14 protein-coding genes are annotated in these 13,849 nt (G+C 64.7%); 9 read left to right on the top strand and 5 right to left on the bottom strand.

From position 1 onward, the window contains the following. The first annotated feature begins 147 nt into the window (after positions 1-147). From AOT87_RS06570 to tpiA, 4 genes are read left to right on the top strand one after another with little or no spacing between them, the layout of a single operon-like run. Positions 148-1,371 carry an MFS transporter gene (locus tag AOT87_RS06570; protein ID WP_030093499.1) on the top strand — a complete coding sequence of 408 codons (1,224 nt, stop codon included), beginning with the start codon at positions 148-150 and terminating at the stop codon, positions 1,369-1,371. Positions 1,372-1,427: 56 nt separating this feature from the next. Beyond that, the gene (gap, locus tag AOT87_RS06565; protein WP_030093498.1) at positions 1,428-2,450 is read left to right on the top strand and encodes a type I glyceraldehyde-3-phosphate dehydrogenase; all 1,023 of its coding nucleotides are present in this window, start codon (positions 1,428-1,430) and stop codon (positions 2,448-2,450) included. Between the two features lie 2 nt (positions 2,451-2,452). After that, positions 2,453-3,679 (top strand): phosphoglycerate kinase, encoded by a 1,227-nt coding sequence (locus AOT87_RS06560; RefSeq protein ID WP_030093497.1) that lies wholly within the window; start codon positions 2,453-2,455, stop codon positions 3,677-3,679. 11 nt (positions 3,680-3,690) lie between these two features. Next, complete coding sequence (gene tpiA / locus AOT87_RS06555) at positions 3,691-4,476, top strand: triose-phosphate isomerase (RefSeq protein WP_057967983.1); 786 nt, start codon at positions 3,691-3,693, stop codon at positions 4,474-4,476. 1 nt (position 4,477) lies between these two features. On the opposite strand, the gene AOT87_RS06550 is transcribed toward tpiA, so the two are convergent. Then, positions 4,478-6,148: a DUF2207 domain-containing protein gene (locus AOT87_RS06550; RefSeq protein WP_057967984.1), complete on the bottom strand. Its 1,671-nt coding sequence runs from the start codon at positions 6,146-6,148 to the stop codon at positions 4,478-4,480. Between the two features lie 78 nt (positions 6,149-6,226). Here AOT87_RS06550 and AOT87_RS06545 point away from each other — a divergent pair, with 78 nt between their 5' ends. The 5 genes from AOT87_RS06545 (at position 6,227) to AOT87_RS06525 (ending at position 9,403) form a co-directional block, all read left to right on the top strand. Beyond that, complete coding sequence (locus AOT87_RS06545) at positions 6,227-7,396, top strand: neutral zinc metallopeptidase (protein ID WP_057967985.1); 1,170 nt, start codon at positions 6,227-6,229, stop codon at positions 7,394-7,396. Between the two features lie 49 nt (positions 7,397-7,445). Continuing rightward, a complete protein-coding gene (secG, locus tag AOT87_RS06540; protein ID WP_030093493.1) occupies positions 7,446-7,682 on the top strand; it encodes a preprotein translocase subunit SecG in 237 nt (78 codons plus the stop codon). Positions 7,683-7,948: 266 nt separating this feature from the next. Continuing rightward, positions 7,949-8,335 (top strand): hypothetical protein, encoded by a 387-nt coding sequence (locus AOT87_RS06535; protein ID WP_030093492.1) that lies wholly within the window; start codon positions 7,949-7,951, stop codon positions 8,333-8,335. Next, a complete protein-coding gene (locus tag AOT87_RS06530; protein ID WP_030093491.1) occupies positions 8,332-8,667 on the top strand; it encodes a hypothetical protein in 336 nt (111 codons plus the stop codon). Before AOT87_RS06535 ends, AOT87_RS06530 begins: the two co-directional genes overlap by 4 nt. Further along, positions 8,654-9,403 carry a hypothetical protein gene (locus AOT87_RS06525; RefSeq protein WP_030093490.1) on the top strand — a complete coding sequence of 250 codons (750 nt, stop codon included), beginning with the start codon at positions 8,654-8,656 and terminating at the stop codon, positions 9,401-9,403. The genes AOT87_RS06530 and AOT87_RS06525 overlap by 14 nt, the downstream gene beginning before the upstream one ends. A gap of 61 nt (positions 9,404-9,464) precedes the next feature. Here AOT87_RS06525 and pgl read toward each other — a convergent pair whose 3' ends face one another. The 4 genes from pgl to tal are packed head-to-tail and all read right to left on the bottom strand — an operon-like array spanning position 9,465 to position 13,829. Beyond that, positions 9,465-10,208, bottom strand: a complete 744-nt coding sequence (gene pgl / locus AOT87_RS06520) for a 6-phosphogluconolactonase (protein ID WP_030093489.1) — start codon at positions 10,206-10,208, stop codon at positions 9,465-9,467. Continuing rightward, positions 10,205-11,113, bottom strand: a complete 909-nt coding sequence (opcA, locus tag AOT87_RS06515; protein ID WP_030093488.1) for a glucose-6-phosphate dehydrogenase assembly protein OpcA — start codon at positions 11,111-11,113, stop codon at positions 10,205-10,207. The genes pgl and opcA overlap by 4 nt, the downstream gene beginning before the upstream one ends. Continuing rightward, positions 11,110-12,660: a glucose-6-phosphate dehydrogenase gene (gene zwf, locus AOT87_RS06510; RefSeq protein ID WP_057965933.1), complete on the bottom strand. Its 1,551-nt coding sequence runs from the start codon at positions 12,658-12,660 to the stop codon at positions 11,110-11,112. Before zwf ends, opcA begins: the two co-directional genes overlap by 4 nt. 35 nt (positions 12,661-12,695) lie before the next feature. Beyond that, positions 12,696-13,829, bottom strand: coding sequence for a transaldolase (gene tal / locus AOT87_RS06505; RefSeq protein ID WP_030093486.1), 1,134 nt, complete (start codon positions 13,827-13,829; stop codon positions 12,696-12,698). Positions 13,830-13,849 lie beyond the last annotated feature (20 nt).

The following is a 13,849-nucleotide window of genomic DNA, read 5'->3' as shown; positions in this document are numbered from 1 at the left end:
CGAATTGTCGGAGCGCTTTCGTACCCTGAATCGGTGGACTTCGCTAAGCAGGTGAAAACCGAAGCGGTCCTTGGGGAAATGCCCGAGGACTCTTCGGGCGAAGAGCCACACCATCAGAGCACCGGACTCCCGCGCGCACTGCGTCCGCTGCGGCATCGCGACTATCGACTGCTGACTCTGGGCCTGGCGGTGACCCTGCTGGGCAATGGCATGTGGACGGTGGCGCTTGTCTGGCAGGTCATCCGAATGGGACTCGGGCCGGCGCAGGTGGCCATCGTCGGCACCACCTTCAGCGTGGGTCTACTGATCAGCGTGCTGCCCGCCGGTGTCGCCGCTGATCGACTGCCCAAGTTGTGGGTGATGCGGTGCTCGCTGGCCGTGCAGACGGTGCTGATGTTCACCACCGCGACGCTCGCGCTGACGGGTGCCGCCCACATCTGGCATCTGGCGCTCAACTCACTGTTGTTCGGGATCGCCGAGGGTTTCTACATCCCGGCCTACACCGCGTTGTTGCCGAGTTTGTTGCCCGCCGATGAGCTGTTGGCGGCCAACGGAATCGAAGGTGTGCTGCGGCCCGTGATGCAGCTCGCGGCCGGTCCCGCGGTCAGTGCCGCCATCGTCAGCGTGTGGTCACCGGGTGGGGCGTTCCTCTTGGAGGGTGCGCTGGTGGCGGCGGGTCTGGGCTGTCTGCTGCTGGTTCGGCACACCCACGAGCCGGCCGCCGCGCCCGATGTACGTCAGCATCCCGTGCGCCGTGCGCTGGCCGATTTGGCGGAGGGGTTCCGCTACATGGTGCGCACCACGTGGTTCTTCGCCACGCTGCTGTTCGCGATCGGTTATGTGCTGGTGGTCGTCGGGCCCATCGAGATTCTGCTGCCGTTCGTCATCCGGGACCACGGCGGAGACCCAGGCACACATGCCACGGTGCTGGCGTTGTTCGGTCTGGCTGGCGCGGCCGGGTCCTTCATCGTGTCGTCACTGCCTCTTGCCCGCCGGTACCTGACGGTGATGATCCTGATGTGGGGAGCGGGGTCCTTGCCCCTGCTGCTCATCGGGTTCACCGGACGCGTCTGGATGATCGCCCTCGCCATGATCATCGTGGGCGGCACCATGCAGGCGGCCAACGTCATCTGGGGCACCCTGATGCAGCGTCGCGTGCCCGAGGAGATGCTCGGCCGCGCGGCCAGCATGGACTTCTTCGTGTCCCTCGTCGGCCTGCCCGCCTCGTTCGCACTGGTGGTTCCGGTGGCGCACATCATCGGCAACACCACGGTGTTCGTCATCGCTGGCGTGGCGCCGCTGGTGTTGGCGGTCATCGCCCATATCGTCGCGCGACTGGGCCGGGACGAAATGGCTCACCCCCTGGGCTAATGTGAGTGCCGATAACGGGTACACCACAGATCAAACAGACTAAGAGGGAGCGCTACGTGACTGTCCGGGTAGGCGTAAACGGGTTTGGCCGGATCGGCCGGAACTTCTTTCGGGCACTGGACGCGCAGAAGGCTCAAGGGATCAACACCGACATCGAGATTGTCGCGGTCAACGACCTGACCGATAACGCCACCCTGGCCCACCTGCTGAAATTCGACTCCATTCTGGGGCGGCTGCCGTACGACGTCAGCCTGGAGGGCGACGACACCATCGTGGTCGGCGACCACAAGATCAAGGCCCTCGAGGTCCGCGAAGGCCCGGCGGCGCTGCCGTGGGGCGACCTGGGTGTCGACGTCGTCGTCGAATCGACCGGCATCTTCACCAAGCGTGAGAAGGCGCAGGGCCACCTGGACGCCGGTGCCAAGAAGGTCATCATCTCCGCGCCCGCCAGCGACGAGGACATCACCATCGTGCTGGGCGTCAACGATGACAAGTATGACGGCAGCCAGAACATCATCTCCAACGCCTCGTGCACCACGAACTGCCTCGGACCGCTGGCCAAGGTCCTCAACGACGAGTTCGGCATCGTCAAGGGCCTGATGACCACCATCCACGCCTACACCCAGGACCAGAACCTGCAGGACGGCCCGCACAGCGACCTGCGCCGTGCCCGCGCCGCCGCGCTGAACATCGTGCCGACCTCGACCGGTGCCGCCAAGGCCATCGGTCTGGTGCTGCCCGAGCTCAAGGGCAAGCTCGACGGTTACGCCCTGCGTGTGCCGATCCCCACCGGTTCGGCGACCGACCTCACCGTGGAACTCGCCAAGGCCGCGAGCGCCGACGAGATCAACGCCGCCATGAAGGCCGCCGCGGAGGGCAAGCTCAAAGGCATCCTGAAGTACTACGACGCGCCGATCGTGTCCTCGGACATCGTCACCGACCCGCACAGCTCGATCTTCGACGCGGGATTGACCAAGGTGATCGACAACCAGGCCAAGGTGGTCTCCTGGTACGACAACGAGTGGGGCTACTCGAACCGCCTCGTCGACCTGGTCGGCCTGGTCGGCAAGTCGCTGTAACGATGGCGATCAAGTCCCTCAACGACCTGCTGGCCGAGGGAGTTTCGGGCAAGGGCGTGCTGGTCCGGTCGGACCTGAACGTCCCGCTCGACGACAATCTCAACATCACCGACCCGGGTCGCATCGTGGCCTCGGTCCCGACCATCCGCGCGCTCGCGGGTGCCGGGGCCAAGGTCATCGTCACCGCGCACCTGGGCCGCCCGGACGGTGCGCCGGACCCCAAGCTGTCCCTGGCTCCGGTCGGTGCGGCGCTCAGCGAACTCCTGGGGCAGCACGTGCAGGTGGCCGGCGACGTTGTCGGGACGGATGCGCTGGCGCGTGCCGAAGGCCTGACCGACGGTGACGTGCTGCTGCTGGAGAACATCCGGTTCGACCCGCGTGAGACCAGCAAGGATGACGCGCAGCGACGAGCGCTTGCCCAGGAGCTCGCCGAATTGGTCGGCGGCCCAACGGGTACCGACGGTGCGTTCGTCTCGGATGGATTCGGCGTGGTGCATCGCAAGCAGGCCTCCGTCTACGACGTGGCGACACTGCTGCCGCATTACGCGGGTGGTCTGGTGGCCGCCGAGGTGGAAGTTCTGCGCGTGCTGACGGCCAGCACCGAGCGCCCGTATGCGGTGGTGCTCGGCGGGTCCAAGGTCTCCGACAAGCTGGCCGTCATCGAATCGTTGGCCACCAAGGCCGACAGCCTGGTGATAGGTGGCGGGATGTGCTTCACCTTCCTGGCCGCGCAGGGGTTGCCGGTGGGCAAGTCGCTGGTGCAGCCGGAGATGGTCGATACGTGCAAGCGGCTGCTGGATACCTATGCCGACGTGATTCACCTGCCGATGGACATCGTGGCAGCGGACGAGTTCGCCGCCGATTCACCCTCGGAAATCGTTGCTGCAGACGCTATCCCGGACGGCAAGATGGGTCTGGATATCGGGCCCGAGTCGGTGAAGCGGTTCACGGCCGTGCTGTCGAACGCCAAGACCATCTTCTGGAATGGTCCGATGGGTGTCTTCGAGTTCCCGGCTTTCGCCGCGGGTACTCGAGGGGTGGCCGAGGCGATCATCGCGGCCACCGAGAAGGGTGCGTTCAGCGTGGTCGGAGGCGGTGATTCGGCGGCCGCGGTGCGTGCGCTGGATCTGCCGGACGACGGCTTTTCGCACATCTCCACCGGTGGTGGCGCATCCCTGGAATACCTTGAGGGCAAGACGCTTCCGGGTATCGACGTTCTCGAAAGCTAGAGGAGCATCGCATGTCGCGTAAGCCGTTGATCGCTGGCAACTGGAAGATGAACCTCAATCACTTCGAGGCCATCGCCCTGGTGCAGAAGATCGCGTTCTCGTTGCCGGACAAGTATTTCGACAAGGTGGATGTGACGGTCATTCCGCCGTTCACCGACATCCGCAGCGTGCAGACTCTGGTCGACGGGGACAAGCTGCGGTTGACCTACGGCGCACAGGACCTGTCGGTACACGACTCGGGTGCCTACACCGGCGAGATCAGCGGTGCATTTCTGGCCAAACTGGGCGTCACGTACGTTGTGGTCGGGCATTCCGAGCGTCGTCAGTACCACGCCGAGGACGATGCGCTGGTCGCCGCCAAGGCGGCTGCGGCCCTCAAACACGGTCTGACGCCGATCGTCTGCATCGGAGAAGCCCTGGACATCCGCGAAGCGGGCGACCACGTGCAATACAACGTGGACTCGTTACGGGGATCGCTGGCCGGGCTTACCTCCGAGCAGGTTGAGAAGGTCGTCGTCGCCTACGAGCCGGTGTGGGCGATCGGCACCGGCCGGGTGGCCAGTGCCGCCGACGCTCAGGAAGTGTGTGCGGCGATCCGGGCCGAGTTGGCGCAGATTGCCAACGCCGACGTGGCAGCGTCTGTGCGAGTGCTGTATGGCGGCTCGGCCAATGCCAAGAACGTGGGCGAATTGGTTGCGCAGGAAGATGTGGACGGCGCTCTGGTGGGCGGCGCCTCGTTGGATGGCGAGCAGTTCGCCCAGATGTCGGCGATCGCGGCGGGCGGCCCGCTGCTCTAACTCAGTTCTGCGGCAGGTTCTGTAGGTGCGCGCCGCGCGCCAACACGCCGTCCAGAATGGTGAGGAAGGTCGGCAGATTCGCGGTGATGTTCGCCGTGGTTTTGTTGAGTTCTTCGGAAGTCGTTTCGTACCAATCGATTCCGGGTGAGCCGTCTGCGGCGGTATCGAGTGTTTCCATGGCTTTGAGCCATGCGTCGAGCTGCCCCAGGACCACAGCGTAGGGCGCCGCCCGGGTGAGGATGATCTCCCGGTCGGTGGGCTCCAAGTCCTCCATGTTGAGCTCACCCAAGTAGCGGCGCAGCGCGGCCACATGCGCTACCAGTAGCCGGCCACGAGCCGTCCGCACCGGAAGTAGCATTCCGGCCAGTGCGAAGACGGCTCCTACGCCGCATACCGCCACACCGATCATGGCGCTGCCGACGCTCAGCGCCAGGGCGACCGTGATCACGAGACCGCCGAGTAGCACGCCGATCCCGCAACGGGTAAGGGAGCCAACGTGTTCTGGCGAACGGCGGAACCACCGATTGCGCTGGGCGTCGGCATACATCGTGTCGGAGATGCCGCCAAGATCCAGCCGGGAATCCGGTGTCTGGAAGCTAGATACGAAGACCGTCTCGGTGCCTTGGGGGAGCAGGATATTCAGCAGCTGGGTCTCGTATGTGGTCAGTAGGCCATCCATCGGAGCGCGATGGGATATCTGCCAATCGAGCTGTGCACCGGGGCCGTCTGTTTCGGCGATCCAGAGGTATCCGCGCACCGCGAGGTCGACGATCGTCGCGGTGAGGTCCACAGCGTCGACACGCAGATCGACAACGGTGCCAACCTGTCCCGGTAGGACACCGTCCGGTGCTGCGAATCGTGCCCCCTTGTCATCGTGCACGAGGGGATCGGCCAAGGCGATGGCCATTTCGGCGGCCCGTGAATCACGACGGCGCGCGGTAATCACCCAGCCGGCTAGCGCGATCGCAGTGCCACCGAGCCCTGTGAGCGCGGTGATCGACGACCTCGTCAGCGCGAACGGCCCCGACGCCCCGGGGATTGTTGTGAAGGTGGCGCTGGCCGGGACCGTACCGGCCGGCAGCATGACACTGAAGACGACGACAGAATCCGGTGGGAGTTCGTTCTGCTGAAGCCGGATTACCCCGGTGTGATCGACCTGCGCTGAGGTACAACGTATTTGAAAACCTGGTGCGCCCACGGAGCATTCGGGAGAGCTGGGTTTGGTGCTCGGGGACACGAACGAGGCCGTGACGTTTCGCAGTCCCGAGTCCCATCCGGAGGCTACGGGCCACAACACCTGTTGCCGATCACCGATGTCGGTGACAGCGCCGCGCACCGTGTAGCTGATCGTGGCCGGGCCGTGAGCGACGGCGGTCAACGCGTTACCGTCCGAGATCGCCTGGGCGGCACCGGTAGTGGCTACCTGGTCGACTTCGAAATGCTGTACCCGATTGCCTTCGACGGCCGTGTCGAGCAGCAGGCGACGTTGCAGCACGTGGTCCTTGGCAGGCGTGATGGTTTCGGTGATGTGCAGCGTGCCGTCCTCGGCCAGGTTCATGGCGACCGCCACGGTGCCGGCGGGATCGTCTGCGCGCGCAGGCGTCGCCGCGACCAGCCATCCGGTACCGAGCGTTAAACAGATCAACAGCCGCAACACCGCCCCGCGAATCATCTCTCCCACGGCGGTAACCCTAGGTCAGGGTCGATATGCTGGCGCGCATTCACCGAAGGTGTTCAGGGGGCGGACCACATGGGGCAGCAGCCGTATTACCAATCCAGGCCGGTGCCCGGCTGGGGTACACCATTACCGCCGCCCGCGCAGGCTCCGATGGCGCCACCTCCGCGTGGATGGCGTCCACCGCCCGTTGCGCCATTGCCGGGATACCCTGCGCCTCAACCGCGGCCCGCCTACCCAGTGCCACCGGTGCGTCCGGTATATCTGCCGCCGACCGGATACGGACCGCGGCCGGGTGCGCACGGTGGGTCTCACACCGGCCTGATCGTCGCCGGCGTAGGTTGCGCTCTGGTTGTCGCTTTCGTGCTGGGCACGATGGCGGTATGGGCACTGCGTCCGAATAGAGACCGTTCGATGCGAGCCACAACCACGTGGCAGTACCCCTCGACCACAGTTCGCAGTACCGCCGTGTGGACCTCATCGTCGACGAGGCCCACCACGGCACCGGCGCCCCCGCCGCCTCCTGGCCCCAAGCCGGTGTTCGCGCTCGGCAACAATCCGTTATTTCGGAATCAGGACGCGGGATTCACGAATGCGCCGTGCTCCACGAGCACATGGCCGTTCGACATCCCGCACGCCGACGCCTTCTACCGCGACCTTCGCGGGTGCATGGATCCGGAGTGGCGGCGGCTGCTTGACGGGCACAGCCTGCCGTGGTCGTCGCCGGGGTTGGTAGTGGCGGGAGACTATGTGGATTCGCCCTGTGGAGGCGAATATTTCGGAAGGGAGAGGGCCGCCTTTTACTGCCCCTCGAACAACACCATCTACATGTCGATCGTGGGTGTGCCTCCGGGCAGGTATGGGAATCATGACGGTATCTACCTGGCTGTTTACGCCCACGAGTATGGGCACCATGCGCAGGAGCTCAGCGGGATGTGGGATGAGTACTGGCGCCAGCGCCGCGCTGCCGGAGTCGATTCACCGCTGGGACTTGAGCTCTCCCGACGACTGGAACTGCAGGCCCAGTGCTTCTCGGGAATGTTCCTTGGCTCCCGACGTGGTGGCACCATCACTCAGCAGGAACTCGACCTGGCCTGGAATGACCAGGATCGCGGAGACGGACAGCAGCCGACGCGTGACCACGGTTCCAACCAGCACGCCGAGGCATGGTGGCGGCATGGTTCGCTCAAGAATCGGCTGTGGGAATGCAATACCTGGCTGGCCGATAGTTCGGCGGTGAGCTGAACGGAGTCCCTGCGCAGGTGAGCGGAACCGAGCCGGTAGGCTACCCACCATGGAATTGGCGTTGCAGATCATCCTGGTGATCACGAGCTTGCTCGTGGTCTTGCTGGTGCTGTTGCACCGTGCGAAGGGCGGTGGTCTGTCCACGCTGTTCGGTGGTGGCGTGCAGTCGAGCCTCTCCGGTTCAACCGTGGTGGAGAAGAACCTGGACCGGCTCACCTACTTCGTCACTGCTATTTGGGTGATCTCGATCATCGGCGTCGGGCTGGAGATCAAGCTCGGCGGATAGCGGAACGACGTTTTACCGGCAGCGGACTACTCCACAGGTAGTCCGCTGTTTTGTCTCTGCGGTAGATATTCTCGCTGGTAGTTGATGTTTCATCTATTTGCCGAGAAATTTCTTCAAAATTCATGGAACCGATTCATGTCCTCGGACCATCAATCTCTATGTATGGCACAGAAGTCGACGAGTGCCATCAGCGGTCGGTGGACCGGGGACGCGGAGGGGACGTTCCCGTTTCACCGGCCGCACCCCCAGGAAAGGAGCCCCTCGACATGTCGGAGTGCCGTGGTGACCCCCGCCAATGGATCCGTGAGTACCAGGATCGCCTGGAGGTTCTTGGGCAACGCGCCCAGTACGTGCAGCAGACCGTGGGCCTGGTTCGCGGCCACGCCAAGGATGATGTGGGAGTCGCGGTGACCGTTGGGTCCGGCGGCCGCATCGAGGCGCTGGATCTCGATGAGTCCACACTGTCGATGGACGCGCGAGATCTGTCGGCAATCATCACCAGGACTATCGCCGCGGCACAGGTCAATGCGGCCAGCCAGATCCACAGCACGTTGCATGACCTCACCGGTGACGGACCGGCCATGGACTACGTCAAGGGCTACCTGGACGGGGGGCACCTTGGGGAGGGTGAACATCTGGGACCGTCCACATGAGCAATGAGCCGGGCGGGACCTTCCACTTTGACCGCGATGTGGTGTTGCACGAGGCGGCGAACCTCGAGAGCGCCGGGGAGTCCGTGCGGTACTTGCTCGAGCATCACGGCGAGGGGCTCGGCGATCAGGACCTGGGGTCTGTGTCGTCGGATTTCGTGATGTCGGTGCGGGGAAGCATCGATGAGCTGTCTGACGCGGTCCGCACGCTCGGCGATGTCATCGTGGAGACGGGACAGCGCCTTCACGATCAAGCTCGGCAGATCGCCGAGGCGGAGGACCAGACTGTCGCCGCGATGACGAAGATTGGTGAAGGGTTCGGTGGACACCCTTGATGCCGAGCTGAAACCGCTCACTCGCCTCTATGACGCCGGATTGGGCTTCCTGGTCGAGCATGTGCAGTTCCTGGAAGAACCGCTCAATGCGATGCGGGGTGACCCCGTCGCGGCGTCCGCCGAAGCCACCTTCTGGCGCTATTGCATTGCCGATGTCACCAATGTGCAACAGGAACTGTCGGCGGTGCTCAGTGCGCTGGGCGACGGTCACAGCGGGGCGGCCGCAACAGGATTCGGTGAGGCGGCAGGTGCTCTCGATGACGCTTTGCAGGAGCTGCGCCTCGTCGCGGCGAATGTCAATCAGCGCATCAACGTCGTGACGGACCTGGTCACGCATACCCGGAGCATGCTCGGGCAATGGGTGGAAGGGTATGTGGACGACGTCATTACCGAGTTCACGGCGGCCCGGGCGGCCTCACCCATCACCCAGGGCGGCAGCGTGGCGACCACGATCGCCTCCGCCGTGGCGGATGCCTCCGAGCTTGGAAACAAGATGGGCCGCACGCTGTCGCAGCTCTTGGACCGTCTTGACGAGCATGCGGCAGCGATCCGGGATGCGGTGGCGGAGTTCGCGATCAGTGTGCAGCGTCTGAAAACGCCCGCGCCAGGACCCGCCGTCGCACCCTCGCCGGGTGCGCCAGCTCAGCTGTCTGCTCCGACATCGGCCCAGGCGGCGCATGGCCTGTCCGTAGACCCGGACGCGCTCTTCGCCGCGGGACAGGGCAACGAGAACTAGACCGCCACGCACAGGGTGTAGGCCGATCGCGGCCGCATGAGGGCCCGGTTGGGGCCTGCGCCTAGTTCAGCTGGCTCGCGGCGGCTTCGTCCAGCAGCCACACGGTACGTTCGGTGCCCCTGGCGCCCGCCGCGGGCACATCGATCGGATCGGCCCCTCCGATCGCCGCCGCGACGGCTTCGGCCTTGGCCTCGCCGGAGACGATCAACCACACCTCGCGTGAACGCTGAATTGCGGGCAGTGTCAACGTGATCCGCTGCGGTGGTGGCTTGGGGGAGTCTGGCACCGCAACCACCAGTCGGTGTGTTTCCTTGACGGCATCGGTATGCGGGAACAGTGAATTGATATGCCCCTCGCCGCCCATGCCCAGCAGGTGGACGTCGAAGGCCGGGCAGTCCTGGCCGGGCTCGGCATTGGCCGCCAGCAGCTGCTCGTAGGCGAGTGCGGCCGCGTCCAGGTCGGTGCCATACTCGCTTTCGCTGTTGGGCATCGCGTGCATGTTGCGCAGCGGGAAGTCGACATGCTCAAGCAGTGCCTCCCAGGCCTGCCAGGCATTACGTTCCGGATCGGTCTTCGGGACGTACCGGTCGTCGCCCCAGAACACGTGGACGTTGGCCCAGTCGAGATCGCTGGCCACCTCGCGCAGATGCTTGAGCAGGGCGATGCCGGTACCGCCCCCGGTGAGCACGATCAGCGCCTTGCCGCGTTCGGCGAGGGCTCCGGCGATTGCCGATGCCAGCCGGTCGCCTGCCGCGGTCACCAAAGTGTCTGTATCCGCGTACTTTTCGATGATTGTTTCACTCATAGGTATTGCACCTTCGCGATTCCCTCAAGCGCCGTGCGGTAGATCTCATCGGGATCGAGGCGGCGCAAATCCTCGGCCAGGCAATCTCGTGTCTCTCTGCGCGGCAACGGAAGTGATGCTGTCGGGCGCCCGGTGCGGGCCAAGGTCGCGATGGCCCCGGTCTGCGGCCGGCTCAGGGTGACGACCTCGCTGTCCCGGTGCAGTTCCACCTTGAGCTCGCCGACCAGCCGGGTGACGGGTCCTTCGATACGTGAGGCGAGCCAGCCCGCGGTGACATCGAGCGCGGGTTCGGTGGCGAGCCCGGATACCACTGCCGAGTTGATGCCCTCGTACGGTGGCTGATCCAGGGCCGAGGCCAGCAGCGCACGCCAGTAGGTGATCCGGCTCCATGACAGGTCGGTGTCGCCGGGGGTGTATCCGGCGAGCCGGTTCTTGATGGCGTTCAAGGGGTCTGGTGCCGTCGTCGCATCGGTGATGCGGCGGATCGCCAGACGTCCCAGCGGATCTTTCGCGGGAATGGCGGGCGCCTGGTTGGGCCACCACGCCACCACCGGTGTATCGGGCAACAGGAACGGGATCACGACACTGTGCTCGTGGGCGGCGAGAGGGCCGCGCAGCCGCAATACGACGACCTCGCCGGTTCCGGCGTCACCCCCGACTCGGATCTGGGCATTGAGCCCGGTGGTGGGGGCCAGCGGATTGCGCTCCAGCACGATGATGCGGCACGGATGCTCGTGGCTGGCGCCGTTGGCGGCCTCGATGACCTCTTCGACGTCATCGCCGGCGTCGGTGATGACAACCAGGGTCAGGACGCGCGCCATGGTGACCGCACCACCGGTTTCGCGCAGCTCCACCAGCTTTTTGTTGACGTCGTTGGTGGTGGTGTCGGGCAGATCAATGATCACGGCCGCCTCCATTCCCGGCCACTGCGGGCCAGCATTTCCACGGCCGATTGCGGCCCCCAGGTACCCGATTCGTATGTGTCCGGCTTGCCTTCTGATGCCCAGAAATCCAGCGCAGGATCCAGAATCCGCCAGGACAATTCGACCTCGGCATTGACAGGGAACAGCGACGGTTCTCCCAACAGGACGTCGAGGATCAACCGCTCGTAGGCCTCCGGTGATTCCTCGGTGAAGGCCTGCTCATACGAGAAGTCCATGTTGACGTCCCGCACCTCCATCGCGGTACCGGGCACCTTCGAGCCGAACCGCAGTGTGACGCCCTCATCGGGCTGCACCCGGATGACCAGCGCATTGGCGCCGAGCTCTTCGGTCATCGTGGAATCGAAGGGCAGATGCGGTGCCCGCTTGAACACCAACGCGATCTCCGTGACCCTGCGGCCCAACCGCTTTCCGGTGCGCAGGTAGAACGGGACCCCGGCCCAGCGGCGGCTGTCGACCTCCAGGGTGATGGCGGCGAACGTCTCGGTGGTTGAGGTCTTGGAGAAGCCTTCCTCTTCCAAGAGGCCCGGAACCTGCTGGCTGCCTTGCCATCCCGGTCCGTACTGGCCGCGGGCAGTGGTTTCGGCGAGCGGCTCGGCCAGCCGGGTGGCCGAGAGCACCTTGATCTTCTCCGCCTGCAGCTCGGCGGGGGAGAAGTTGATGGGCTCCTCCATCGCGGTGAACGCCAGCAGCTGCAGCAGGTGATTCTGGATGACATCGCGTGCTGCCCCGATGCCGTCGTAATAGCCTGCGCGGCCGCCCAATCCGATGTCCTCGGCCATGGTGATTTGCACATGGTCCACGAAGTGGGCGTTCCAGATCGGGTCGAACAACTGGTTGGCGAACCGCAGCGCCAGAATGTTCTGCACCGTCTCCTTGCCGAGGTAATGATCGATCCGGAAGACCGATTCCTCGGGGAACACTTCGTTGACCACAGCGTTCAGCTCGCGGGCACTCTGCAGATCATGGCCGAAGGGCTTCTCGATCACGACGCGGCGCCATGCGCCGTCCACGGGCTGTGCAAGTCTGGACTTGGACAGCTGCTCGCATACCGTGGGGAATGCTTTCGGCGGAATCGACAGGTAGAAGGCGTGATTGCCGCCGGTGCCGCGTTCTTCGTCGAGCGTCTGCAGGGTCTTCTTGAGCTGCTCGAAGGCCGCGTCATCATCGAAACTGCCCTGCACGAACCGGATTCCCTCGGCGAGACGGTCCCAGACATGCTGACGGAACGGGGTGCGTGAGTGTTCCTTCACGGCATCGAGCACGATCTGGCCGAAGTCCTCGTTGGCCCAGTCCCGGCGGGCGAACCCGACCAACGCGAAGCTCGGTGGCAGCAGCCCGCGATTGGCCAGGTCATAGATGGCCGGCATCAACTTCTTGCGGGCCAGATCGCCGGTGACCCCGAAGATCACCAGCGAGCAGGGTCCCGCGATGCGTGGAAGACGCTTATCGCGCTTGTCCCGCAACGGGTTTGTCGCCGATGCGCCGTTCGCGCGAAGAATGTCAGTCATGGATGAGCCTTTCGTGTGAAGACCGTCATCCACGCTCACTCCTTGGTGGATACCGCGTCGAGTTGGGCTTGGGTGGCGTCGATGAGCTCGTTCCAGGCGACCTCGAACTTGTCGACGCCCTCGGTCTCGAGCACCTCGAACACGTCGTCCAGATCGATTCCGGCGCGACTGAGCTCATGGAAGACCGCGTGCGCGCCGTCATATGTTCCGTGAATGGTGTTGCCGGTGACGATGCCGTGATCGGCAACGGCCTCCAACGTCTTCTCGGGCATGGTGTTGACAGTGTGCGGAGCCACCAGGTCCACCACGTAGAGGGTGTCGTCGTAGTCGGGGTTCTTGACTCCGGTCGAGGCCCACAGCGGACGCTGCACGCGCGCACCGGCCTTCTTGAGCTCGGCGAACCTGTGACCGTGATCGAAGACCTTCTCGTAGGCCTGGTAGGCGAGGCGGGCATTGGCGACCCCGGCCCGGCCCCGCAGGGACAGTGCCTGACCGTTGCCGATGTCCTCGAGGCGTTTGTCGATCTCGGTGTCTACCCGGGAGACGAAGAACGAGGCCACCGAGTGGATCTTGGAGAGGTCGCGTCCGGCTTCCTTGGCGGCCTCCAGACCGGCCAGGTAGGCATCCATCACTTCCTTGTGGCGTTCCACCGAGAAGATCAGGGTGACGTTGACCGAGATGCCTTCGGCGATGACCGCCGAGATCGCGGGCAGACCGGCCTTGGTGGCCGGGATCTTGATCAACAGATTGGGCCGATCGACGATCTTCCACAGCTCGATCGCCTGCAGGATGGTCTTGTCGGTGTCGTGTGCCAGGCGCGGGTCCACCTCGATGGACACTCGGCCGTCGACGCCCTCGGAGGCTTCGTACTGCGGAGCCAACACGTCGCAGGCGGCGCGCACGTCATCGGTGGTGGCGGTGCGGATCGCCGAGTCGACATCGGCCCCCCGCTCGGCCAGCTCGGCGATCTGCGCGTCGTAGGCATGCCCCTTGGACAGGGCGGCCTGGAAGATCGCAGGGTTGGTGGTCACCCCGACGATGCTTCTGGTCGCGATCAACTCGGCGAGATTGCCCGAGTTGAGTCGGTCCCGGGAGAGATCGTCGAGCCAGACGGCGACTCCGGCTTCGCTCAGTTCGGCGAGATTAGCGTTCTGATCAGATGTGCTCATGGGATTCATCCCTTCCTGAT

Origin of the sequence: Mycobacteroides sp. H003, assembly GCF_001440135.1 — a bacterium.
Lineage (GTDB): Bacteria > Actinomycetota > Actinomycetes > Mycobacteriales > Mycobacteriaceae > Mycobacterium > Mycobacterium gwanakae.
Note: the sequence above shows the minus strand (reverse complement) of the source record. Positions and strands in the feature narration are given on the sequence as shown.